Annotated in this window: 27 protein-coding genes and 1 tRNA gene; 18 read left to right on the forward strand and 10 right to left on the reverse strand. The window is 54.9% G+C overall.

Translation table 11 applies throughout. The features are described 5' to 3' along the window. Positions 1–3 precede the first annotated feature (3 nt). The 4 genes from AC2FFF_RS02275 to AC2FFF_RS02290 form a co-directional block, all read right to left on the reverse strand. On the reverse strand, positions 4–879 hold the full coding sequence (locus AC2FFF_RS02275) for a branched-chain amino acid ABC transporter permease (protein ID WP_142633849.1): 876 nt from the start codon (positions 877–879) through the stop codon (positions 4–6). Between the two features lie 74 nt (positions 880–953). Next, positions 954–1,982: a zinc-binding dehydrogenase gene (locus AC2FFF_RS02280; RefSeq protein ID WP_142633846.1), complete on the reverse strand. Its 1,029-nt coding sequence runs from the start codon at positions 1,980–1,982 to the stop codon at positions 954–956. A gap of 200 nt (positions 1,983–2,182) precedes the next feature. After that, complete coding sequence (locus AC2FFF_RS02285; RefSeq protein WP_142633844.1) at positions 2,183–2,704, reverse strand: hypothetical protein; 522 nt, start codon at positions 2,702–2,704, stop codon at positions 2,183–2,185. Positions 2,705–3,048: 344 nt separating this feature from the next. After that, positions 3,049–3,138 (reverse strand) — tRNA-Ser (locus AC2FFF_RS02290). A 183-nt stretch (positions 3,139–3,321) separates the two neighbouring features. On the opposite strand from AC2FFF_RS02290, the gene AC2FFF_RS02295 reads away from it, so the two are divergent. From AC2FFF_RS02295 to AC2FFF_RS02335, 9 genes are all read left to right on the forward strand, one after another. Further along, positions 3,322–4,104, forward strand: coding sequence for a DUF2059 domain-containing protein (locus AC2FFF_RS02295; protein ID WP_281995001.1), 783 nt, complete (start codon positions 3,322–3,324; stop codon positions 4,102–4,104). After that, positions 4,104–4,901 carry a DUF2059 domain-containing protein gene (locus AC2FFF_RS02300; protein WP_496750481.1) on the forward strand — a complete coding sequence of 266 codons (798 nt, stop codon included), beginning with the start codon at positions 4,104–4,106 and terminating at the stop codon, positions 4,899–4,901. The genes AC2FFF_RS02295 and AC2FFF_RS02300 overlap by 1 nt, the downstream gene beginning before the upstream one ends. 209 nt (positions 4,902–5,110) lie before the next feature. Beyond that, positions 5,111–5,728 carry a 50S ribosomal protein L21 gene (locus AC2FFF_RS02305; RefSeq protein ID WP_271947092.1) on the forward strand — a complete coding sequence of 206 codons (618 nt, stop codon included), beginning with the start codon at positions 5,111–5,113 and terminating at the stop codon, positions 5,726–5,728. Between the two features lie 11 nt (positions 5,729–5,739). After that, on the forward strand, positions 5,740–6,009 hold the full coding sequence (gene rpmA / locus AC2FFF_RS02310) for a 50S ribosomal protein L27 (protein WP_120635433.1): 270 nt from the start codon (positions 5,740–5,742) through the stop codon (positions 6,007–6,009). A 93-nt stretch (positions 6,010–6,102) separates the two neighbouring features. Continuing rightward, a complete protein-coding gene (locus AC2FFF_RS02315) occupies positions 6,103–6,711 on the forward strand; it encodes a LysE family translocator (RefSeq protein WP_142633836.1) in 609 nt (202 codons plus the stop codon). Continuing rightward, a complete protein-coding gene (locus tag AC2FFF_RS02320; protein ID WP_142633834.1) occupies positions 6,708–7,244 on the forward strand; it encodes a GNAT family N-acetyltransferase in 537 nt (178 codons plus the stop codon). Before AC2FFF_RS02315 ends, AC2FFF_RS02320 begins: the two co-directional genes overlap by 4 nt. 37 nt (positions 7,245–7,281) lie before the next feature. Further along, positions 7,282–8,316, forward strand: coding sequence for a GTPase ObgE (gene obgE / locus AC2FFF_RS02325; RefSeq protein WP_281972109.1), 1,035 nt, complete (start codon positions 7,282–7,284; stop codon positions 8,314–8,316). Beyond that, positions 8,304–9,410, forward strand: a complete 1,107-nt coding sequence (gene proB, locus AC2FFF_RS02330) for a glutamate 5-kinase (RefSeq protein WP_142633830.1) — start codon at positions 8,304–8,306, stop codon at positions 9,408–9,410. The genes obgE and proB overlap by 13 nt, the downstream gene beginning before the upstream one ends. Positions 9,411–9,435: 25 nt before the next feature. Next, positions 9,436–10,698, forward strand: coding sequence for a glutamate-5-semialdehyde dehydrogenase (locus AC2FFF_RS02335; RefSeq protein WP_281972108.1), 1,263 nt, complete (start codon positions 9,436–9,438; stop codon positions 10,696–10,698). Here the strand turns inward: AC2FFF_RS02335 and AC2FFF_RS02340 are convergent. Beyond that, complete coding sequence (locus tag AC2FFF_RS02340) at positions 10,695–11,291, reverse strand: histidine phosphotransferase family protein (protein ID WP_496882822.1); 597 nt, start codon at positions 11,289–11,291, stop codon at positions 10,695–10,697. The genes AC2FFF_RS02335 and AC2FFF_RS02340 overlap by 4 nt on opposite strands. A 42-nt stretch (positions 11,292–11,333) precedes the next feature. Here AC2FFF_RS02340 and AC2FFF_RS02345 point away from each other — a divergent pair, with 42 nt between their 5' ends. From AC2FFF_RS02345 to tsf, 5 genes are all read left to right on the forward strand, one after another. Continuing rightward, positions 11,334–11,516 (forward strand): DUF3553 domain-containing protein, encoded by a 183-nt coding sequence (locus AC2FFF_RS02345; RefSeq protein WP_008756567.1) that lies wholly within the window; start codon positions 11,334–11,336, stop codon positions 11,514–11,516. 97 nt (positions 11,517–11,613) lie between these two features. After that, positions 11,614–12,369 (forward strand): L-ornithine N(alpha)-acyltransferase, encoded by a 756-nt coding sequence (gene olsB, locus AC2FFF_RS02350; protein ID WP_281972106.1) that lies wholly within the window; start codon positions 11,614–11,616, stop codon positions 12,367–12,369. A gap of 4 nt (positions 12,370–12,373) precedes the next feature. After that, a complete protein-coding gene (olsA, locus tag AC2FFF_RS02355) occupies positions 12,374–13,210 on the forward strand; it encodes a lyso-ornithine lipid O-acyltransferase (protein ID WP_281972105.1) in 837 nt (278 codons plus the stop codon). Positions 13,211–13,377: 167 nt separating this feature from the next. After that, positions 13,378–14,169, forward strand: coding sequence for a 30S ribosomal protein S2 (gene rpsB / locus AC2FFF_RS02360; protein ID WP_142633821.1), 792 nt, complete (start codon positions 13,378–13,380; stop codon positions 14,167–14,169). Positions 14,170–14,246: 77 nt separating this feature from the next. Beyond that, the gene (gene tsf, locus AC2FFF_RS02365) at positions 14,247–15,122 is read left to right on the forward strand and encodes a translation elongation factor Ts (protein WP_142633819.1); all 876 of its coding nucleotides are present in this window, start codon (positions 14,247–14,249) and stop codon (positions 15,120–15,122) included. A gap of 394 nt (positions 15,123–15,516) precedes the next feature. On the opposite strand, the gene AC2FFF_RS02370 is transcribed toward tsf, so the two are convergent. The 3 genes from AC2FFF_RS02370 to AC2FFF_RS02380 form a co-directional block, all read right to left on the reverse strand. Further along, complete coding sequence (locus AC2FFF_RS02370; protein WP_142633818.1) at positions 15,517–16,272, reverse strand: LuxR family transcriptional regulator; 756 nt, start codon at positions 16,270–16,272, stop codon at positions 15,517–15,519. Between the two features lie 5 nt (positions 16,273–16,277). Continuing rightward, complete coding sequence (gene aroQ, locus AC2FFF_RS02375; RefSeq protein ID WP_281972104.1) at positions 16,278–16,718, reverse strand: type II 3-dehydroquinate dehydratase; 441 nt, start codon at positions 16,716–16,718, stop codon at positions 16,278–16,280. 123 nt (positions 16,719–16,841) lie between these two features. Beyond that, entirely contained in the window at positions 16,842–17,837 is a 996-nt protein-coding gene (locus AC2FFF_RS02380) for an NADPH:quinone oxidoreductase family protein (RefSeq protein WP_271947110.1), read from the reverse strand. 151 nt (positions 17,838–17,988) lie between these two features. On the opposite strand from AC2FFF_RS02380, the gene AC2FFF_RS02385 reads away from it, so the two are divergent. Both AC2FFF_RS02385 and AC2FFF_RS02390 read left to right on the forward strand, forming a co-directional pair. Then, positions 17,989–18,807, forward strand: coding sequence for an SDR family NAD(P)-dependent oxidoreductase (locus AC2FFF_RS02385; protein WP_281972103.1), 819 nt, complete (start codon positions 17,989–17,991; stop codon positions 18,805–18,807). 25 nt (positions 18,808–18,832) lie between these two features. Further along, the gene (locus tag AC2FFF_RS02390; protein WP_281972102.1) at positions 18,833–19,858 is read left to right on the forward strand and encodes a phosphotransferase family protein; all 1,026 of its coding nucleotides are present in this window, start codon (positions 18,833–18,835) and stop codon (positions 19,856–19,858) included. Between the two features lie 6 nt (positions 19,859–19,864). Here AC2FFF_RS02390 and AC2FFF_RS02395 read toward each other — a convergent pair whose 3' ends face one another. Then, positions 19,865–20,476, reverse strand: coding sequence for a 2-hydroxychromene-2-carboxylate isomerase (locus AC2FFF_RS02395; protein WP_281972101.1), 612 nt, complete (start codon positions 20,474–20,476; stop codon positions 19,865–19,867). A 183-nt stretch (positions 20,477–20,659) separates the two neighbouring features. Between AC2FFF_RS02395 and AC2FFF_RS02400 the strand changes: the two genes are divergently transcribed. Continuing rightward, positions 20,660–21,877 carry a serine hydrolase domain-containing protein gene (locus AC2FFF_RS02400; protein WP_281972100.1) on the forward strand — a complete coding sequence of 406 codons (1,218 nt, stop codon included), beginning with the start codon at positions 20,660–20,662 and terminating at the stop codon, positions 21,875–21,877. Between the two features lie 49 nt (positions 21,878–21,926). Further along, on the forward strand, positions 21,927–22,796 hold the full coding sequence (locus AC2FFF_RS02405; protein ID WP_281972099.1) for an acyl-CoA thioesterase: 870 nt from the start codon (positions 21,927–21,929) through the stop codon (positions 22,794–22,796). On the opposite strand, the gene AC2FFF_RS02410 is transcribed toward AC2FFF_RS02405, so the two are convergent. After that, positions 22,793–23,560 carry an SDR family oxidoreductase gene (locus AC2FFF_RS02410; protein ID WP_281972098.1) on the reverse strand — a complete coding sequence of 256 codons (768 nt, stop codon included), beginning with the start codon at positions 23,558–23,560 and terminating at the stop codon, positions 22,793–22,795. The two genes, AC2FFF_RS02405 and AC2FFF_RS02410, sit on opposite strands and share 4 nt — an antisense overlap. Between the last annotated feature and the right edge of the window lie 42 nt (positions 23,561–23,602).

Genomic DNA, 23,602 nt, shown 5'->3' on the forward strand with positions numbered 1-23,602 from the left:
GGCTTAAACCTTTTTGACCCTAACTTGGCTGAACAGCCCATTGGGGCGAAAGATCAGGACAGCCAACAACAGTGCATAAGGTGCAATCTGACTGTACCCAGCAGCGATATAGCGACTGGCAAACGGTTCGATTACGCCAACGATCAAACCTCCGGCCAATGCTCCAGGTAAACTTCCGAATCCGCCAATGACCGCAGCGGCGAAGGCCTTAATGCCCAGAAGTCCGGTTGCCGGGTCCACGGATCCTTTGGCGGCAAACAAAATGCCTGCGATACCCGCAACCACGCCGGCCAACGCCCAGATGAAACCCTGCACACGTTTTACCGGGATTCCCATATAATAGGCCGCCAGCTGATTTTGTGAGGCACCCTGCATTGCAAGCCCAAGCTTGGTACGACTGAAGAACTGGTACAGCCCCCAGGTCAGCAGAACGGTAACGACAATAACCGCCACGTCCTCCATCCCCAGTACAAGGCCACCAAAACGCGCTTCTTTTCCGGCCAGTGGATTCTGCAGCGTCTGCGGTTCGTGCCCCCAAATCAGACCAGCGACAAATCGGATTACAAAGCCCAGGGCGATGGTCAGAATGACCACAGCCGTCTGGCTTTCCCCGAAAAGTCGCCGAATGATCAACCGGTCCAGCAAGTACCCCAGCACGCCCATGATCCCCAACGAGATCGGCAAGGCCAGCCAAAAAGGCAGCCCCATATATTCGGCATTTGTAAGCCCGATGGTAACAAAGGCGCCCAGCATCATGAGATCACCCTGTGCGAAATTCACTGCCTCGGTCGCCTTGTAAATCAGAACAAATCCGAGCGCGATCAGCCCATAGACACAGCCATTCGCCAGCCCGCTAATCAGCAGCTGCGCATTATCCAAACTCACCTCCCTATACCGGTTGCTCCGGGTTCATTTAGATCCCAGGCCTCCTCCTTAGCCCGGGGTTTGTACTACTATGGCGTGATAATTACCTTTCCGTCACTCTTTTGCAGTGCATCAACCAGCCCGGACATAACATTTTTTAATGTAAGCTTTTCAGAAACATCTGTTTTCCAACGCCCGTCCGCAAAGCGTGCCTGAACCTCGGCAACGACACGTACCACATCTTCGCGAGGCGTCGCTGTCATCCATTGTGTCAGCCAAAACCCTTCGATTTTCTTACCCATAAAGATGAGCTGTCCCGTCTGCGTTAGTTTGGGCAGTTCAGGGCTGAGCTTGCCATAACACACCCAGCGCGCACCATTCGGCATCGCACAGAAAATCTGTTCGGAAATCTGGTCGGCGACGGCATCCAGAAAGACCCGAGGTTTAAGCTCTTTGCTAAGCGCTGAAAATTTCTGCAGCATGTCGGGGTCTGATGTCACCAGCACCTCATGCGCGCCCAGCTCTTTCAATGCAGCAACGGTCTCAGCGCGTCTCACGATCGCAATCGGCTTAAGCCCAAGATCGCGACCGAGGCTGCACATAAGCTTGCCCAACTGACTGGTTGCGGCAGATACGATAAAAGCATCTCCGGCCTGACGCGCCAGATCGACCATCGCCATGGCCGTCATCGGGTTCACAATCTGTGCTGACCCATCGTCATCCGAGATATCCGGGCGCAGTGGAATACACATTTGTGCATCGGTCAGAGCGTACTCGGCCCAGGCACCGGAATGAGTGGCCATGAATGCCACGCGCTGTCCCTGCAAACCCTCGGCACCGGCACCGGTGGCGACGACGTCTCCACATCCCTCAAACCCGGCCGGAGACCCCTTTACCCTAGGCTGCCCGTATTCACCCTTGATAAAATGCAGGTCGGACGGATTAACCGATGATGCCCTCAGGCGGATCAGAACCTGTCCTGCGCCCGGCTCGGGCACAGGCATTTCCGTTTCGGCCAGCCAATCAGACGCATTTTGGATGCTGGGACCAGTGGCTTTGCCCGAATACCCATGATGAGTTTGAACGATCGCAAACATGGAAGTGGGAAGGGGGGTCATGAACGTACCTTTTCTGAACGATAGGAAACTGTCGGGTCCTGCTTGACTGCATCGAACCAACAATTTCGAAAATAATGGCCATGATCGACATCAACCGTGGCATATGTGTTCAGATCAGCCAAGCAAATGGCCAAAGGCGCGTCAATCGAACTATTCTTTGACGTAGGGAAAGACCGCCTTTTCGGCGGTCTTTCTAATTCTTACTGACCAGTCAACAGGGCCTGAAGTTCCTGAATTTTCAGCGCGATTGTTGCAGGTGAGGCTTTGATATCATCGAGAATACCAACCGCTTTTACCTTCAGTTCTTCTGCCAGTGTGCTTTCCTGAACTGAGGCCACCATCGCGTCATAGTCAAAGTTATCAACACTCATAGCGCCGCTCTCAACCCAGGAATTCAGCAGCTCTTGCCCCTGGTTGGTGAGGGCAGCGACCTCTTCTCCAGCCTGATCAGCCAGCTCAGTCGCTGTTTCACCAGCTTGAGTGGCTAAGTCAGACGCGGCTTCACTGGACTGTTCGACGATTTCAGCCGCCTGTTCCGTAACGGAAGACGCAGCTTCGCTAGCCTGTTCAGTAACCGATTCTACGGCTTCGGACACAGCGTTTCCGGTTTCTTCAGCGGCGGCTTGCGGCTGTTCGACCGGAGCGGCAGGTTGATTCAGATAGTAATAGATTGCGGCGCCAACGCCGGCGACGACGACCCCTAGCAAGATTATACGCGACATGGGATTCTCCTTTGAAATATGTGTCGCCGAGATGGGGGGAAACTAGCGGACTGGAAAGGGGAATTCGTGGAACATCCTCTCAGAACAAGGGATTGAGCCAGTGTACGCCGATCTGGGCCGATCCCATGGCAATAACACGCCAACGTTGAACAACCAGTGGCAGAGATGCCATTCTTGTCAACCGACCCACAGGGTCGCATGGATGCCTGTTCAGCAGGGAAGCACAGAAACTAAGAATTCTCGTAGGAACGCGCGCAAAGCGAATAAGGCGACAAAGGCCTGCATTTCAGGTGCTTGAGCTAAATTCCGGAAAGCTGGTTACCAATCATGCGCTAAATGGCTGATGGCGGAGAGACAGGGATTCGAACCCTGGGTGGGCTTGCACCCACAACGGTTTTCGAGACCGCCCCGTTCGACCACTCCGGCACCTCTCCGCGGGGGTCTGTGAGGGGGGGATTTAGTGATGAACACCCGGGGGTGCAAGCAGAAAGTTTCATAATTTAGCAATCCCAGGATTTTCCGTTGCCAGATGCCGCAAAACCCCTAGGCTTCTGTACATGAGACATTTTACGCACCACATCACCACCGCCCTTTCGCTGTTTCTTTTCACAGTATTCATGCTGCCAATCCCGGCATCCGCTGCCGGGCGCGATAGGATCGAGGCATTCTTGACCACAACCGGTTTCGACGTTGCCCTTGAAAGTATTGCTCTGGCCTCGGCCTCAGCACCTCAGATGCTGGGTTTTGACCCCGATGGATTCGGGTCGGACTGGGCGCGGCTGACCGAAGAAGTTTTCGATACCAAAGACATGCATGAAACTGCAGTTTCGATTTTAGAGCAGACGCTCAGCGATCAGGCGCTGAATCACGCGGTAGAATTCTATGCATCAGATCTGGGTCAACGACTGGTCTCTGCTGAAAACGCTTCCCATCTGATCGAGGATGACGATGCGAAACAACAGCAGGGGCAAGAGATTGTCGCTCAACTTGTCCGCGAAGGCTCTCAACGTGTTGAGAGTCTAAAAAGGATGAACACTGCCATCGATTCAAGCGGTACTTCTTTGCGCGCCCTTCAGGAAATACAAATCCGGTTCCTCCTCGCCGCCAGCGCTTCAGGTGTGATCGAACTGCAGTTGGATGCAGATGAATTGCGCGCAATGATGAAACAGAACGAAACCGGGATGCGACAGGCCTTACAGCTCTCCGCACTTGCCGGTGCTGCTTATACCTATCAGGATTTCTCGGATGCGGATGTCATCACCTATGTCGAAGCGTTGGAACAGCCTCTAATGCAGGAAGTCTACGAACTTTTGAACGCCATTCAGTATGAGATAATGGCTATGAAATTCGAAGTCTTGGCAACCAAAATGGCCGAGCTTCACCCCGCACAGGACATCTGATGCACATTCTGATCGTTTTCGCCCTGATCTTCTGGGCCACATCATCCGGCGCCGTGGAAAAAGCGGATCGGCTGGCGCAGGCAATGCGTCTGGAGAACCTGATCGAAATTCTCCTGTCCGAAGGCGGAAAGATGAGCCAAGAGATGGACGCCACTTTGTTGGATGGCAACGGTGGTGCTCTGTTCGAAACTCGGGTCGAGGCGATTTATGATCCCGATTGGATGTATGATCAGTTGGTCCAGGGATTCCGGCAAAGCCTGGATGAAGTGCATTTGGAACGCGCCATCGCCTTTTTTGAAAGCGATCTTGGCCAGACCATCGTTTCCCTTGAGAATTCCGCACGGCTTGCATTTGTTGATCCGGCAATCGAAGACTTGGCAAAACAGGCCTATTTCGAAAACACCAAAGACAGCATGCAGTTCAAACTGGTCGAAGAGTACATACTGGCCAACGACCTGATCAAACAGAACGTGCGGAGCGCTTTGAGCGCGGATTACAACTTTTTCAGGGGGATAAATGACGGCCAGGTTCTCGATGACAGCGACCTTCTGGACAACCTTCTGCTGCAAAAGGACGGGATCGAGCAAGAGACAGAAACCTGGCTGTATTCCTTTCTGTTGATGGCCTATAACCCTCTGAGCAACGCCCAGATGCGCAAGAACATCGCGTTTTCTCGAACGGATACAGGGCAAGCGCTGAACAGCTCACTGTTCGAGAGCTTCGACAGTATGTATGATCAGATCTATTACGATCTGGGAAAGGCGGTAGCGGCTGTCTTACAGGGCTCTGATCTTTAGTCGCCATTTCATGTTGACTTTCCCCTGCAATCTTTGGATAAGCGCCCATCCCGGCCGGAATCTCCGCGCCGGGTATCGTTATTGTTGACCCAAGGGGCTGATCCATGGGTCATTCACACAGCCCGAAAAGGGCGCGCTGTTCGAGGTGGCTGAGGCCGAAAACTCCCGCAAGGGGACCACAGAACGCGGGTTAGACAAAGGAAAGACGCATGTTTGCGGTCCTCAAGACTGGCGGCAAGCAGTACAAGGTTCAGGCGGGTGATATCCTCCGCGTTGAAAAATTGGCTGCCGACGCAGGTGAAAAAGTTCAATTCAACGATGTTCTGATGCTGGGCGGTGACGCTCCGGTTGTTGGTGCACCGTTTGTAGATGGTGCAGCCGTTCAGGCCGACGTGATCGAACAGATCAAGGGTGACAAGGTCATCAACTTCGTCAAGCGCCGTCGTAAGCACAGCTCGAAGCGTACCGTTGGCCACCGTCAGAAGCTGACCCTGGTCAAGATCACCGACATCCTGTCGTCGGGCGCTGACAAGTCGGGCATCAAAGCTGCAACCGGTTCCGCGCCGGCTGGTGAAGCTGCACCCGCAGCGAAAAAGCCCGCCAAGAAAGCAGAAGCCAAAGCAGAGGCACCCGCCGCTGTTGCTGCTGCAGACGATCTGACCGCGCTGAACGGTGTCGGCCCTGCCGCTGCCAAAAAGCTGAACGAGGCCGGTATCGAGAGCTTTGCCGCTCTGGCCGCCTTGTCGGACGAGCAGATTGCTGCTATCGAAACGGTCAAAGTGAAACCCGAATGGGTTGAGCAGGCCAAAGAGCTTGCTAAAGGCTAAGGAGAGAGAGAATGGCACATAAAAAAGCTGGCGGTTCCTCCCGTAACGGTCGCGACTCAGCTGGTCGCCGCCTTGGCGTGAAACTATATGGTGGCCAGGCCGCCATTTCAGGCAACATCATCGTGCGTCAGCGCGGCACCAAGTTCTGGCCGGGCGAAGGCGTAGGCATTGGCAAAGATCACACCATCTTTGCAACTGTTGATGGCGCTGTGAAGTTCCACAAAGGCCTCAAAAACCGCACCTTTATTTCGGTCCTGCCAGTGGCGGAGGCCGCAGAGTAAGCCGAAACCCATAAGGTTTGAAAATTCTTGGGGGACCGGCAGAAAATGCCGGTCCCTTTTCTCGTTTTAACGCAGGTTCGATCAAACAGTCCGATGACAGTCGCAACCACCAGTTTCCTGATCTTTGCCGCCAGTCAGGTCGGCACGCCGGGACCGGCCAATATGGTCCTGCTGGGAACCGGTGCGCGTTACGGGTTTCGGGCAGCGCTGCCTTTTGTGGGCGGCGTCATTCTGGGCAAGCAGCTAATCATCTGGCCGGTGGGCTTTGGGTTGCTGCAATTGGCGGATCAGGCGCCGGCGGTGTTTGCTTTTCTGAAATACGCCTCGGCGGCCTATATCATGTGGCTGGCCTGGAAGATCGCCAACACGCGGCTGTCCCGGCAAGAGGCTGATGGCGCAGCGCCAGGGTTTCTGGCTGGATTGATTGTTCATCCGCTCAATCCCAAGGCCTGGGCCATGATCGTTGCGGGGTTCACGGGGTTTGTCGCCGTCGGAACACCAACTTTTGAGGCAACGCTCGCAATCGCGGCTTGTTTGTTGATTTGTCAGGTGATTCTTCATCCAATCTGGACATTTGCCGGAGATAGAATTGCCCACGCGGTTGAAGGTCGGCCGATGGAAAAATATCTGATGTGGACGTTAGCAGGTCTCACTGTTGCGTCTGTACTTTTTGTGTTGTTCGGAGGAGGAACGCACCTATGAAACTTGAGACGATCATAAACCAGCCGGTCATAGAAACCGAGCGGTTCGATCTGCGCCCTCTGCGCCGGTCGGATCTGGGTCTCATCGAACATTATGCCGGAGATGAGCGGGTTGCGCGTATGACGACAAGGATTGCGCACCCTTTGCCGCCCGGCGCGGTTGAGGCCTTTGTGACCCGGTCCATGGCCGAAGACCGCAGCGAGGATGTCTGGGCGATGGACGCGACCAAGGATGGCGGTCCGGAGCTGATAGGCCTGATCTCGCTGGAACGCCTGGATCGCAACCAATCCGAGGTCGGCTATTGGGTGGCTCCTGTCTATTGGAACACCGGGATCGCATCTCTGGCGGTCGAAGCACTGGTTGTCGCCAATCCGCTTGAAAACACGTCGATGTTCGCAAGCGTATTTCAGGACAATCCAGCCTCAGCCAGGGTGCTGACGCATTGTGGTTTCGAATACCTGGGTGATGCCGAAATCTATTCGGTGGCGCGTGATGCGAACGTGCCCACTTGGACATACAGTAAAAAACTCTGACTTGTGGCCGGTGGGGCCTTTGCAGTAGGGGACAGTCATGAAATTTCTCGATCTTGCAAAGGTCTACATCCGGTCCGGGGCCGGCGGTGGCGGCTGCGTCAGTTTTCGGCGCGAAAAGTACATTGAATACGGCGGTCCCGATGGCGGGGACGGCGGTAAAGGTGGCTCTGTCTGGGTCGAAGTTGTGGATGGGTTGAATACCCTGATCGACTTTCGCTACCAGCAGCATTTCTTTGCCAAGAACGGTCAGCCTGGCCGAGGGCAGCAGCGCACCGGAAAAGATGGTGATGACATCATTCTGCGCGTCCCGGTCGGCACTGAGATCCTGGACGAAGACGAAGAAACCGTCATCTGCGATCTGACAGAGGTGGGCCAAAGGGTCCTTCTGGCCAAGGGCGGCAATGGCGGTTTTGGCAACCTGCACTTCAAATCGGCCACCAATCAGGCCCCTCGTCGGGCTAATCCGGGTCAGGCAGGTATCGACCGCACGATCTGGCTGCGCCTGAAACTGATTGCCGATGTCGGCCTGTTGGGGATGCCTAATGCTGGCAAATCGACCTTTCTTGCTGCGACATCGAACGCACGCCCCAAAATTGCCGATTACCCTTTTACCACCTTGCACCCCAATTTGGGCGTTGTGGGTGTCGACAATGTGGAATTCGTGGTGGCTGACATCCCCGGTCTGATCGAGGGCGCACATGAAGGACGTGGCATCGGAGACCGTTTTCTGGGCCATGTCGAACGCTGCGCGGTATTGCTGCATTTGGTTGATGGCACTTCCGAGACAGTGGCCGAAGACTATCGCACGATCATTCACGAGCTTGAAGCCTATGGTGGTGAGTTGGCCGATAAGCCCCGCATCACCGTCTTGAACAAGGTCGACGCCCTGGATGACGAGGAACGAGACTCGGCAAAATCCGAGCTAGAAGGGGCCGTTGGTGGCTCTGTGATGGCCATGTCAGGTGTCGCGCATCTTGGCGTAACCGACGTCCTGCGGGCCTTGCGAAGTCAGATCGACGATGACCGCGTGCGCCAGAAACCCGCCGAGGAGGAACTGCCTTGGCAACCCTGACCGCAGCCAAACGCCTAGTGGTCAAGATCGGATCCGCCTTGCTGGTGGATCGGAACACAGGGTTGCTGCGATCTGATTGGTTACATTCGCTTGCTCAGGACGTCGCATGGCTGAAGGGGCAGGGGACCGACGTCATTCTGGTCTCATCGGGGTCAATCGCGTTGGGGCGTGGCGTTTTGGGTCTGCCCATGGCCACGCTTCCGTTGGAACAGTCTCAAGCCGCCGCCGCTGTCGGGCAAATCCGGCTGGCCCGCGCCTATGAAGAAGCGCTGACGCCTCACAAGATTACCACTGCACAAGTGCTCGTTACGCTGGAGGATAGCGCGGATCGTCGCCGCTATCTGAATTCACGCGCCACCTTGGAAACGCTGCTGGGGCTTGGAGTCGTTCCGATTGTCAACGAAAACGATACAGTGGCCACGGATGAGATCCGGTATGGCGACAATGATCGTCTGGCCGCTCAGATCGCCGTCACAGTTGGTGCGGATCAGCTGATCCTGTTGTCGGATGTTGATGGGTTCTACTCGGCCAATCCAAATGAGGATGCCTTGGCCAAGCGGTTTGACATCATCGAAGACATCACGCCCGAGATTGAGGCGATGGCGGGTGATGCCGGTTCCGGCCTATCAAAGGGCGGGATGAAGACCAAACTGTTGGCGGGAAAAATGGCCACGGCTGCTGGTTGCGACATGGCGATCACCGAAGGCTCCCCTCTGAACCCATTGAAAACGCTTGAAAACGGCGCGAACTGTACATGGTTCATCGCGACAGTTGACCCGCATGCCGCACGCAAACGCTGGATTTCAGCGATGAAACCCCGGGGTGAGATCGTTGTAGACGCGGGGGCCGCTCGGGCGCTGAGCAATGGCAAAAGCCTGTTGCCAGCAGGAATAGTCGAAGTGTCCGGAGATTTCGGGCGCGGTGATCCTGTTTCGATCATGGACCCACAGGCGCGACGGCTTGCGCAGGGGCTCAGCCGCTATACCGCGCAAGAAGCAGACGCTATCAAGGGGCGCAAATCGACCGAGATCGAAGCCACTCTAGGCTATCCTGGCCGCGCGGTGTTGATCCACCGCGATGATCTGGCTGTTTGACAACACTGACTGAAAGGCACCTGAGATGAAGGATTTCGACAGCATCCCCGACCTGATGACCGATCTTGGGAAACGCGCCAAGGCCGCCGCTGCCGAGCTGGCATTTGCAAGCGCCGAGCGTAAACACGCAGCCCTGATTGGGGCCGCCGAGGCTGTTTGGGCCAATCGTGAAAAGATCATTGCGGCCAATAAGAAAGATATGGAATTCGGGCGCGACAAAGGGTTGAGCCCGGCGATGATGGATCGCCTGATGCTGGATGAGGCCCGCATTCAGGGCATGGTCGACGGGCTGCGCGCCGTTGCAGAGCAGGCCGATCCTGTTGGTGAGGTTCTGACCGAATGGGACATGCCCTCGGGCCTGAACATTCAGCGCGTGCGCACGCCTCTGGGCGTGATCGGCGTGATCTATGAGAGCCGCCCGAATGTCACGGCGGATGCGGGGGCGTTGTGCCTGAAATCCGGGAACGCGGTCATCCTGCGCGGTGGATCAGAAGGCTTTCATTCCTCGTCAGCCATCCATGCCTGTTTGGTTCAGGGTCTGAAATCGGCGAACCTGCCCGAGGATGCCGTTCAGCTTATCCCAACCCGCGACCGGGCGGCGGTTCAGGAACTGCTGACCATGACCGATTATGTCGACGTAATCGTTCCCCGTGGGGGCAAAGGGCTGGTCGGGCTAGTCCAGCGCGAGGCCCGGGTCCCGGTATTTGCCCATCTGGAAGGCATTGTGCATATCTATATCGACAAGGCCGCTGATCCGCAAAAGACGCTCGATGTGGTTTTAAACGCCAAAACCCGTCGTACCGGAATCTGCGGTGCTGCCGAATGTCTGCTGATCCATCGGGATATCGCTGAAACGCTGGGACGGGATGTCATATCGGCGCTGTTGGCCGCAGGTGTCGAAGTACACGCCGAAGGTACTTTGGCCGTTGATGGCACTATCGCGGCCACTTCTGATGACTGGGGCAAAGAGTTTCTGGATAGTATCATCGCGGCCAAGCCGGTGGCTGATATCGACGCCGCCATTGCGCATATCCGCAGGTTTGGGTCGAACCATACGGATTGCATCATGACCGAGGATCCCGCTGCAGCTGCCCGTTTCTTTGAACGGCTTGATAGCGCGATCCTGATGCATAACGCCTCAACCCAATTCGCCGATGGCGGTGAGTTTGGCATGGGGGCCGAGATCGGCATCGCCACCGGAAAGATGCACGCGCGCGGCCCCGTAGGTGCGGCTCAACTGACCAGTTTTCAGTATCTGGTGCGCGGTTCAGGGACTGTTCGGTCTTAAAACCGGATTTCGACGCGGGTTGAGGCCGTATCGGTCGCGACCCGCCGTCCAATCGACGATGCGGATTCAGGCAGCAGCGCAAATTGAACCTGCGCAGGGGTGACCTTGTTGGTAAACCGTCCGCTGGGCAGGTTCTTCCATAGCTCGGCTTCCAGCTTCAATTTGTCCGCGGTCCCTGTCACAGACCAGTTCTTCCCGTCGTTTACGATTGTTACATCCCCGCCAAATGGCATCGCGCTTTCGCAGCACATCAACGCCAGAAAGGCCAGTTTCACCTGAATACGCGGTACCGCTTCGGTCAGGTTCCAGTTGACGCGAACACGACCTGCGCATTCGACATCATTCAACAGCTCTAAAACCTCGGCCCGCCCAAGGGGATGATCGCTGGCCGACCCAAAAGCGACCCTGAAAAAGCGGATGCGTGCGCCGGCGCTGCCGACACTTCCCGCGATCAGTTCCATCTCGGGGCCTTGCACCGCGCCAACCATTTCAAGCAGCTCCAAGCCGTTGGTGATCGCCCCGATCGGGCTGATCAGATCGTGGCAGATCCGCGAGCCGATCAGTTCGGCCAGGTTGACGTCCAAGTCGCTCATGCGTACCTCCTGCTGTATCTGCCACCGGACCGGAGCCCCTTGATGACAGATCTGAATGCCATTCTTGCACCGGGCATGTATGTCCGCCACCCCGATTTCCCCGATTGGGGCGTTGGACAGGTACAATCCAACATCGCAGGTAAGATCACCGTAAACTTCCGCGAGCAGGGAAAAGTGGTAATCGACGGGACACGCATCGCCCTGATGCCGGTCTTTGATCCGTGAAACTGGTTTAAGAAAGGTTAACGTTTGATCGAAGCGCTCTATGTTGCCATTCCCCTGAAACCTGCGGTATCAGCGCGGAAACAATACGGAACCTCTGATGCCGGACGCAGGCCCTTCTTTCACCGTCAAACTCGCCGAAAATGACACCGAATTGCGGGCTGCACAGCGGTTACGCTATGACGTGTTCATACGTGAACTGGGCGGCGGTGGGGAAATGGTCGACCACAATGCCGGGTTGGAGCGCGACAGGTTCGATCCCTATTTCGATCATATGTTGGCGATTGACGATCAATCTGGAAAAGTTGTTGGCGTTTACAGGCTGTTACCAGGTGATCGTGCTTCTGAAATCGGACAGTTCTATTCCGAAGATGAATACGATCTTTCCATCTTGAAACAAGGCGGACGCAAGCTGTTGGAGTTGGGACGTTCATGTCTACATCCCGATTATCGCGGCGGCACTGCAATGTATCACCTGTGGAACGGGTTGGCCGCCTATGTCGCCGAGCGCGAGATCGAGGTCTTGTTTGGCGTCGCCAGTTTCCACGGCACCGATCCTCAAGCTCTGGCTCAGCCTTTGTCCATGTTACATCACAATCACCTTGCGCCTCCGGACCTTCGGGTTCGGGCTCAGCCCAAAGTGTTCCAGCCCATGGATATGCTGGATAGCGATAAACTGGATCGGCGCGCAGCGATGGTGCAGGTTCCAGCACTGATAAAAGCATACCTGCGTCTCGGCGGGTTTGTGGGCGAGGGTGCCTTTATCGACCATATGTTCAATACCACCGATGTTTGCCTTATCCTCGACACGGCGCGGATGAATGAGCGACAACGGCGCATCTATGGCGGAGCGTAACGTGATGAGTGACGCCTCATGGCACAGTGAAGACGCACCTGACCCAATCAATCTGGGGGTCTGCGGATGGCTATTGGTCTTCCTTCGGGGTTTACCACTTGCTGTATTTGTATTCAGCGGGCTGATTGTCCTGCTGATCCTTCGCATGATCGAGCGCCCGCTCTATGGGGTTCACCGTCCGGTCACGCCCTTCATCACGCAGTTCGTATGCCGTAATGCGTTCCGGATTCTCGGGATTAGCTACCTTACAACCGGAGAGCTTATGACCCAGCGTGGTGCGGTTGTTGCGAACCATTCCTCGTGGCTTGATATTTTTGCGCTGAATGCCCGTAAGAGGATCTATTTTGTCTCGAAGGCCGAGGTAGCCAAATGGCCCGGTATAGGCTGGCTGGCGCGAGCGACAGGTACTGTTTTCATCGAGCGCGACCGCAAGAAGGCACGCGAACAGACACTTCTGTTTCAGGAGCGCCTGACAGCCGGTCACAAGCTGCTGTTTTTTCCAGAGGGTACGTCGACCGACGGTCTACGGATTTTACCATTCAAAACAACCCTTTTTGCGGCATTCTTCACCGAAGATCTACGCGATTTCATGTATGTTCAACCGGTGTCGGTCGTTTACCATGCACCTAAGGGTGAGCCTGACCGGTTTTATGGCTGGTGGGGTGACATGGATTTTGCACCGCATCTGTTAAAGACTTTGGGAGCACGTCGCCAAGGTGGCGTAGAGCTAATTTATCATTCGCCAGCCAAGGTCAGCGACTTTGAGAACCGAAAGGCCCTGGCCGCCTATTGCGAAGATACCGTGCGTCAGGCGCACAGTATTGCGCGGCTTGAAAAATAGAGCGATTGGCCCTTGCACTGCCTGAATACCTGCCGTATACGCGCGCCATTCAAACCCGCAGGCGGGGTTTGGGCTTTATAGGGGAGACATCCTTATCTGGCCCGCCGGTTGGAGCATCCGCTTCTTTCACCCCCGCCGAGGCGTAAACCGGAAAAAGGAAATAAAGCATGGCTCTTCCCGAGTTCTCCATGCGTCAGTTGTTGGAAGCTGGCGTTCACTTTGGTCACCAGACGCAGCGTTGGAATCCCCGCATGGGCCCGTTTATCTACGGCTCGCGCAATGGCATCCACATCATGGACCTGACCCAGACCGTTCCGATGCTGGACCAGGCTCTGCAGGCTGTTCGTGACACTGTTGCCAAGGGCGGCCGCATTCTGTTCGTAGGCACCAAGCGTCAGGCCGCAGGCCCAATCGCCGAAGCAGCTGAAAAGTCAGCCCAGTACTACATGAACCACCGCTGGCTGGGCGGCACCCTGACCAACTGGAAAACCGTTTCCCAGTCGATCAACCGTCTGAACCAGATTGACGAAGCCATGGAATCGGGCGCCGAAGGCCTGACCAAGAAAGAGCGTCTGGGCATGGAACGTGACCAAGGCAAACTGCAGGCTTCGTTGGGCGGTATCCGCGAAATGGGCGGCGTCCCGGACCTGCTGTTCGTCATCGACGTCAAAAAAGAAGCACTGGCCATCGCCGAAGCCAACAAGCTGGGTATCCCGGTCGTGGCAGTTGTCGACACCAACTGCTCGCCCGATGGTGTGGATTACATCATCCCTGGCAACGATGACGCAGCCCGCGCGATCTCGCTGTACTGCGATCTAGCAGCACGTGCCGCTCTGGACGGCATGACCGCTCAGATGGGTGCAGCAGGCGTTGATCTTGGCGCATTCGAAGAAGCACCGGTTGAAGAAGTCGTTGCGGAAGAAGCACCCGCAGCAGCAGAAACACCTGCCGAAGCGTAAGCTGCCCGTCACGTAAATGACATCTGGGGCAGGGTATGACCTGCCCCAATTCCGTTTGAATTGAGGAGAGCCAAAAGATGGCAATCACAGCAGCAATGGTAAAAGAACTGCGCGACACCACTGGCGCAGGCATGATGGACGCGAAAAAAGCGCTGACCGAAACCGGCGGCAACATGGACGAAGCCGTTGATTGGCTGCGCACCAAAGGCTTGGCCAAAGCGGCCAAGAAATCGGGTCGTACCGCGGCGGAAGGTCTGGTTGCCGTTCACGTAAACGGCAACAATGGTGTTGCAGTTGAAGTGAACTCGGAAACCGACTTCGTCGGGAAAAACGCCGAATTCCAGGAAATGGTTGGTAAGATCGCATATGCCGCAGAAGGCGTTGACAATGTCGAAGCTCTGCTGGCGGCTGATCTGGGTGGCAAGACCGTTGCGGAAACGCTGACCGACAAGATCGCCACCATCGGTGAGAACATGTCGGTGCGCCGTATGTCCAAACTGTCGGGCGACACTGTTGTATCTTACGTCCATAACGCAGCCACTAACGGCATGGGCAAGATCGGCGTTCTGGTCGCTCTGACCGGCGGTGACGAAGCCATCGGCAAGCAGATTGCGATGCATATCGCGGCTGTGAACCCGGCAGCTCTGTCCGAGGCAGACATGGACCCGGCGATCGTCGAGAAAGAAAAGCAGGTCCAGATGGACATCGCACGCGAATCCGGCAAGCCGGAGCAGGTCATCGAAAAGATGATCGTTGGTCGCATGAAGAAGTTCGTCGCTGAATCGACCCTGTTGAACCAGCAGTTCGTTGTAAACCCTGACCTGACCGTTGAGGCCGCTGCCAAAGAAGCAGGCGCGACTGTCACCGGATTCGTGCGTCTGGAAGTTGGCGAAGGCATCGTTGTCGAAAAAGAAGACTTTGCTGCTGAAGTTGCAAAAGCAGTTCAGGGCTAAGCATCACAGGCCCTGAACAGGGCCTGTATCAATCTGAAAAACCGGGTACGCCATGCGTATCCGGTTTTTCTTTGCCCTTAGTGTAGAATTGATGCCAAGAAACGAAAAAGGACGCCGAAAGCGTCCACAAGTTAAATCTGGTTTGAATGAGGGGCCCCGCAAAGATGGGGATGGACGAGGCCCCCCAAAATTCCGACAAAGAGACGCGGACAAATAGGCGCCCTATTGTCAGAGCGATCGGAGAGCTTTGTTATTGCAAAGATCCGACCAAATGTTCCCAGGCTAAAGCCACCACTCACGGAACAATACCACTTTGCAACTTTAGAGTTAGATTCGGAAAGTCATGTTTTCCTTACCCTAGGTAAATTGACGCATATTCGCGTCACTCCCTGAGTCAAACCCCAACGATGAACATCTGATTTTGAAGAGATGCTTTCAAAACTGCCTGCGCCGTTGTCTCGACCACGAGGGCCTCGCGCGCCAGACGCAGATGCTTTTCGACAGTGGCCGAAGTCAGCCCCATCAGAATCGCAATGTCCTGAGTTGTTTTGCCGTCGCCGACCCACTCAAGCGCCTCACGCTGACGTTTTGTCAGGGCGCGATTTGGTGCGTTATAGGGCAGGGTGAGGATTTTCAGATGAGCAACGTTGTTCATCAGAAGAATATCCTGGCCAAATTCCTCCCAGACAGCGTCCACATCGTCTTGCGTACGCGATCCATGCGCTGAAAGCGAAATTGCCCCTTTCGACCGAACCGAAACCGAGTCGAAACTGACCGTATAGCCGGCGACGACACCTTTGGTTTTGTTGAACTCGATGACGTCTCGCTCTTTTGCGGTCAGGGTGCCATCAGTCATCAGATCCTGGGCGATCCTCCAGCTTGCGGCCCCTTCATTATGCAAAGCCCATTTCAGCATCGGAGCATGGAAATACAACCCGCCTCCCAGAAACCCATCCAGGTAATCTTTGCTGTGATTGGTCAGGATTACAAAATCCTCGGGATCCCCCAGCGACGTTTCGGTGCGATATCGCGTATATCCGTACAGCAGACGATCGAACCCATATTCTGCCATTTGCCGGCAATGGGCATCCCAGAGCTCTTCCAGGGTTTTGGTATAGCTGAGGAAATTCAGATACTCAGAAAGCTTCATAGCGATCATTCACCCTGTAAATGGGACCGCAACGCATCCAGCGCCAGCACATATCCCTGCGGACCCAATCCGCAAATCATGCCTACTGCCACACGTGAGATATAGGATCGGTGTCGAAACTCCTCACGCGCGTGGATATTGGACAAATGAACCTCGATGACCGGCAGCTCAACCGATGCGATTGCGTCCATCAGGGCAATCGAGCTGTGCGTATAAGCACCTGCGTTCAAAACAATGCCGTCCTGCACACCTTTGGCGGCATGAATGGCATCAATCAACGCGCCTTCGTGGTTGGATTGGAAATGAGTCACTTCCATCCCGATAGACTTACCGTGGTCGAGGCACATATCCTCGACCATTTGCAGCGTTGTGCTTCCGTAAACCTCGGGCTGTCGCGTGCCCAGCAGATTGAGGTTCGGACCATTCAGAATAAGAGCTTTATGCATTGTTATACTGTCCCCATAACAAGGTTCTTAAACGTGAACAGGTAGAGATGTCCACCGAACCTGGATCATGCGTCAGAACCGCGGCCTATAGGACACGAGGCTGAAGTTTCAGAGATTGGCTGGCTATGCCATGGTCACGACAATCTTCCCAAGGGCCTTTCGGCTGGCCAAAAGCTCTAGCGCTTCTTGCGCTTGGTCCAGAGGGAACTGCGCGCTGATCTGTGGTTTGATCTGACCTTTGGCATATAACCCGAACAAATCTTTCATGTTTTTGCCATGTCCCTTCGGGTCGCGAAACACCGAGGCGCCCCAGAAAACACCAACAATTTGACAACCCTTAAGCAGAGGGAGGTTCAATGGTATCTGAGGGATTCCGGCTGGGAAACCGACGACCAGGAATCGCCCCTTCCACCCCAAGCTGCGCAGCGCTGGCTCTGAATAGGCACCGCCAACGGCATCGTAGACGACATCAATGCCCTGACTACCGGCTAAGGCCTTGATGTCCGATCCAAAGGCCTTTTGCGCCTGTTTGTCCATGTCGCGCGCGTAAATGATCGTTTCGTCCGCCCCGATCTGACGACAGAAATCTGCTTTGTCCTGCGATGAGACTGCCGCAATAACCCGAGCCCCCATGGCATTGGCTAGCTCAATCGCAGCCGTACCAACTCCGCCTGCGGCACCCAGAATCAGGACCGTTTCCCTTTGTTGCAGCGCAGCGCGGTCCTTCAGTGCGTGATATGAGGTGCCATAGGTGAAGATAAAGCTCGCCGCGTCCTCAAATGGCATTGAGCTCGGGAATTTAACAGCTGTCGCCGCTTTGACCGCCAGATGTGTGGCAAAACCTCCGTGTCCGGTCAGGGCCAGCACACGGTCGCCAACGTTAAAGCCCGAAACACCTTCGCCCAACCCGATAACCTCGCCAGCGATCTCACCTCCGGGGGCAAACGGTCTTGGTGGCTTTATCTGATACAGGTCGCGTATCATCAGTGTATCCGGGAAATTAACGCCTGCGGCCCGCACGCGAACAAGCAATTCGCCCTTGCCCGGCGACGGATCGGGCAGGGTGGTCAGTTCCAATGTCTCCGGCCCGCCCGGAGCGACGCTGAGTAAGGCTTGCATGTTTACGCTAATGTCCCTGTTATTCGGTAAGGAGGAACTTTTGGCCTACTGTTCTGAGTTGTCAAGAAACCACCCGGCACAACCGGGTTAGGCGTTACTCTTGACCGACAAATGAGACAGTTTGCCAAAATCAAAAACCGAGGAGCAGGTCATGACCCCCGAAACTCTTTTCTCATTGCAGGGCAAAACCGCTCTGGTCACGGGTGGGGCCACCGGAATTGGCCGAATGGCGGCCGAGGCGCTGGTCCGGGCGGGTGCACGTGTACTGTTGGCGTCTCGTAAAGGCGACGCGTGCGAGGCGGTCGCGGCCGAATTGAACGCACTGGACGCCACAGGAACCGCCGAAGGGTTTGCCGGTGATGTCGGATCAAAAGAGGGTGTCGACAATCTGGTGGCCGAAGTGCTCAAGCGCACGGACCGGCTGGATATCCTCATGAACAATGCCGGTGTTTCCTGGGGCGCACCGATGGGTCAGTTTCCCTACGAAGCCTGGGAAAAAGTCATGTCGATCAATGTGACAGGAATCTTCGAACTGACCCAAAAACTGTTGCCGATTCTGATGTCTTCCGGGACTGCCGAAGATCCATCCCGCGTCGTCAATGTTGGATCGGTTATGGGCGAAGTTCCTATGGGCGACGGTGCGTATAGCTACTCTGCCTCAAAGGCGGCTGTGCTGCATCTGACCAAAATCATGGCCAAAGAACTTGCTCCGCATCACATCACCGTCAATGCGCTGGCGCCTGGACCCTTTGTCTCTCGGATGACGGCCTTTGCCACATCTGACGAAGGGACGCGCAAAAAAGTCGGCAAATCCGTACCCTTGGGTCGCGTTGGACGTGACGAGGATATCGCAGGCTGTATGCTGTTCCTGTGCGGTCTGGGTGGCAGCTATGTCACCGGCGCGGTGATCCCGGTTTCGGGCGGGATCAATGTTGTCACCGCCGGCAACATCTTTGCTGAAGCACTCTGAAGCATCGGCCAAAGGGAGCCACAAAATGGACAGCGCAATTCTGGATCTGAAACGCGTCGATGCCTATCTCGGCACGCATCTCAAAGGGTATCGGGGTCCGTTGGAGGCGAAAAAATTCGAGGTTGGCCAATCAAACCCAACTTTTGAGTTAAAAACGCCTGAGAATTCCTATGTCCTGCGCCGCAAGCCGCCGGGCGTGTTGCTAAAATCCGCCCATGCCGTTGACCGCGAGTTCAGGGTTCAAAGTGCTCTGGCCGACAGCGATGTGCCTGTACCCAAAATGCTGCTGCTTTGCGAGGATGATGACGTCATCGGGTCGGCGTTTTATGTGATGGAGCATCTCGATGGCAGGACTTTTCTTGAACCCACAATGCTTGGTGAAAGAACCGAAACCCGCACGGCAATTATCGACGAGATGAACCGCGTTCTGGCGGCGCTGCATAAGGTCGACATCGATTCTGTTGGTCTGTCCGACTATGGCCCGCCGGGAAGCTATTTTGAGCGTCAGATCGGGCGGTGGACGAAACAATTTCGGGCGTCCGAAACCACTCAGATTCCGGATATGGATGCCTTGATCGAGGCTTTGACCAACGCAACCCCCAAGGATGATGGTCAGAGAACGCTGGTTCACGGTGATTACCGCATCGACAATCTGATGTTCGAAAAGCAGGGCACCCGCTGTCTGGGCGTACTGGATTGGGAATTGTCGACAATCGGGCATCCCTTTGCCGATCTCGCAGCCGTTATCATGCAATGGCAGATGCCACCTGGAAAAGAGGGGCGGGGTCTGGCTGGTATAGACCGGTCCTCGCTCGGCCTGCCATCCGATCAGGCTTTCATTGATCAATACTGTGAGCGCCGCGACCTTCCCGGAATTGATAACTTTGGATTCTATCTGGCGTTCAATTTCTTCCGAATGGCCGCGATCTTACAGGGTGTTTATAAGCGGGCGCTTGACGGAAACGCCTCTGATCCGAAAAGAGCTCAGATTTTTGGTAGTTACGTTCCTAAGTTTGCACAACGAGGGCTGACTGCATTGGGCCGAGGGTGAAACCACCTAGGGCGTATGAAATCTCGACAATTCAAGCTCAAGGTTGGCCAGGCTGTTTTTGCCAAAGAACATCTCAGTATCAACAAACATGCTGGGGACACCGAAAACACCTCGCTTGACCATAGCCTTGGTTTGGTTTTTCAGGTTTTGCTTTACGTTCAGATTGGTCATGGCCTCGCGCAGTTTTCGTATAGGCAAGCCGTTATCCTGAAGAATGTCGCAAAGGACACCCAGATCATCCACTTTTTGGCCGTGCACCCAAATAGCATCAAATATGGACGCTATATATCTGTTTTCCCATGATTTACCGGATGCGAACAAAGCCCCGCGCATGGCGAATTTGGTGTTCATCGGGAAATGTGGGCTCATATGAAAGCTCAACCCACGGTGACGCGCAAAGCGATGGAGATCGCGGGTCAAATAGGCCGTCTTCTGCCGGTTCTCTGAAAAAGCCTTAAACGGGCTTTGGTTATTGGTGGCTTTGAAAACAGTGGCCAGCAGAACCGGAACATATGTAACACCGACTTCGTGCTTTGCGGCGATATCAGATATCATCTTCTGCGCGAGGAAGGCGTTCGGACTGCAAAAATCATAAACAAATTCTATATGTTGCGGCATATTTCTCCTCCATCAGGCGAGAGTCGAACCGGACACGAATCTATATGCGACCACATTAGCAGGCAAAGCCCTTTTGGCGTACAGGGACATTGTTGGATTGAGGTGATTTAGCTGTCCTTTTTCCGCTTAACCCCGCAATATCCGGGAAAGATACGTTAATTTCTCAAAGTTGAGCACACACAGATGAAGTTCGAACAAGCCCGGCTAGATCGTATTTGCGATTGGATGCAATCCTATGTGGATGATCGCAAATATGCCGGAAGCTCATTCTTTATGATGCATCAGGGCAGGGAGGTTCTGTTTCATTCCTGCGGGCTTAGAAGCGTTGAGAACAATCTGCCATTCGAGCGGGATACCGTCGTTCGCATCTATTCGATGACCAAGCCGATAACCACTGCGGCCCTGATGATCCTTGTCGAACGAGGTGAGGTTCACCTCGGCGCTCAAGTGTCTGAATATATATCTGATTTCTCCGCGACACAGGCGCTGGTACCCGGCGCCACAAGGTTGGATCAGACCGAACCTGCACCAGCACCAACGCTTCATCAGCTGCTGACCCATACAAGTGGCCTGAGCTATCCTTTCAACCCCGGCATCCTGGCTGCGGCAATGGACGAACTTGATCTTGTTTTCGGCCCTAAAGAAGGGTCTTTGGCCGAAAGAGTATCTTTGCTGTCCACTTTGCCTTTCGCCTTTCAGCCGGGAACGCGATGGGAGTATTCGGTAGGGATAGACGTTATTGGTCGCGTGATAGAAGTTATTTCTGGCCAATCTCTGGAGCAATTCCTTGCGGAAGAGATTTTCAATCCTCTTGGCATGTCCCAGACCGGGTTCAGGGTTCCGGCGGGAGCAGGGGATCGGTTTGCCTCGCTCTATACGCCTTTGGCGGGCAATGCGATGGCGCTAAACGAAGCCCGTACGGGTGAGCAGACATTGCGTCTGGTCGACAATGCCGAAGCATCGCCCTTTGAATCGGCAACAATGTACTCTGGGGGCGGAGGGTTGGTTTCAACCATTGATGACTTTGCTAGATTTTCAGAGATGCTCCGAAATCGCGGAAGGTTCGGTGATCAACAGATTCTTGCACCAAAAACTGTAGAATTCATGCTTCACAACCACTTACCCGGCGATATTGCCTCGATGGGACCGCAGAGTTTTGCGGAACAACCCATGGAGGGCATGGGCTTTGGCCTTGGTGGCGCTGTCGTCATTAACCCAGGCAGAACCTGTGTTCCGGGCAGCATGGGGGATTTCAGCTGGGGCGGTATGGCATCGACCTTCTTTTGGGTTGATCGTCAGAACGAATTTACAGCGATCTTTTTTACCCAACTGTCACCATCCAGCTCTTATCCCTCCCGCGCAGAATTGAAGGCGCTCACCCTCGGGTCAATCATTGAATGACATTCGGCGCGCTGATACCCATTCGCCAAGATTAATCGGAGTACCGCATATGACCGAAGCAGAGAAAGTTCTTCTGGATCTTCTGGACGTTGAAAGACTGGAAGTGGACCTGTTTCGGGGAACAGGGTCGGGCGGCGAAACACCTATGCGAATTTTCGGCGGTCAGGTCATCGCACAAGCACTAGCCGCCGCATATCGCACCGTCGACAACCGCCTGTGTCATTCCCTGCACGCCTATTTCATCCGCCCGGGCGACCCAAGCATTCCCGTAATATATCAAGTTGATAGGGCCCGTGACGGAGGTTCGTTCACGACGCGCCGTGTGGTTGCAATTCAGCATGGTAAGCAGATTTTAAACATGTCCGCCTCATTCCACATTCAGGACGAAGGTTGGGATCATCAGCACGACATGCCTGAGATGGAAACGCCCGAATCCTACCCATCGCGATCAGAGCTCAAGAAGAAATATCTGGACAAAGTACCGCCCAGCTTTCGCGGAGAACTAACACGCGAGCGCCCGATCGAAGTCCGCGAGGTCGGCCATCTGGATCCTTTCAACCCAGAGAAATCGGATGACCGGAACCAGATCTGGTTCCGGATGGGGGCCGCGGCCAATGCCGATGCGGTCACGCAGCATCTGTTGCTGGCCTATGCTTCAGATATGTATCTCATGAGCTCGGGAATGCGCCCGCACGGCCTAAGCTGGTTTACTGGTGAAGTGAACGGCGCCAGCCTGGACCATGCGATTTGGTTTCACGCGCCGCTCAAGTTCGAGAATTGGCATCTGTATTCCATGGATTCGCCATGGAGCGGACGAGGGCGCAACTTCAACCGTGGATCAATCTATTCCGAAGATGGCGTTCTGGTCGCATCAGTCGCTCAGGAAGGCCTGATGAGGCGCCCTCAGAACAAAAGTTAAGTTTCTTCGACAAACATTTGATTTAACTTCTGCATTCCTGAAATCCAGCTGTCATAATCTCCGGATTTATGGCGAATGTAGTCCAGAACCTTTGGATGCGGCAGTACCAGAAATTGCTCAGAAGATATTGCCTTTACGCAAGCCTCGGCAACATCTTCAGGTTCCAACATTCCGTCAATCGAAGCCACGGAAGTTTCGTGCCCGCGCGTCATATCGGACCGTACGGCCTGTGGGCACAGAACCGAGACCCGCAAACCTTTATGCCCGTATGTAAGCGACAACCATTCAGCAAACCCAACTGCTGCGTGCTTTGTGACGCCGTATGGCGCAGCACCTGGCTGGTTCAGCAATCCCGCAGCAGACGCCGTGGTCATGATGTAGCCTTCGCCACGCTCCAGCATTCTGGGCACCAAATGCCGCGCGGTCCAAACATGGGACATCACGTTGATTTTCCAGATACGATCCCAGTCTTCATCCGGAACCTCCAAGCCACCAATCGTCAATATCCCGGCATTTGCACAATACAGATCGATAGGGCCAATCGAGCTTTCTACAGCTTCGATCAACTCGGCTGTATTAGCCTCAAGCGAAACATCACAATGGAATGAATGGCCGCCAATCTCTTTTGCGACAGCGTCTGCGCCGGTTTTGTTGATATCAGCGCAGACAACCGTAGCACCTTCACGAGCAAATCGCTGTGCCAAACCTTTTCCGATGCCATCTGCGGCACCGGTCACAACAACGATCTTTCCGTTCAGTTCCATTTGATCCTCATAATGTAGTAGGTGTCAGGAACAGATCGTAAG

The organism is Ruegeria sp. YTSA226 (genome assembly GCF_059609905.1).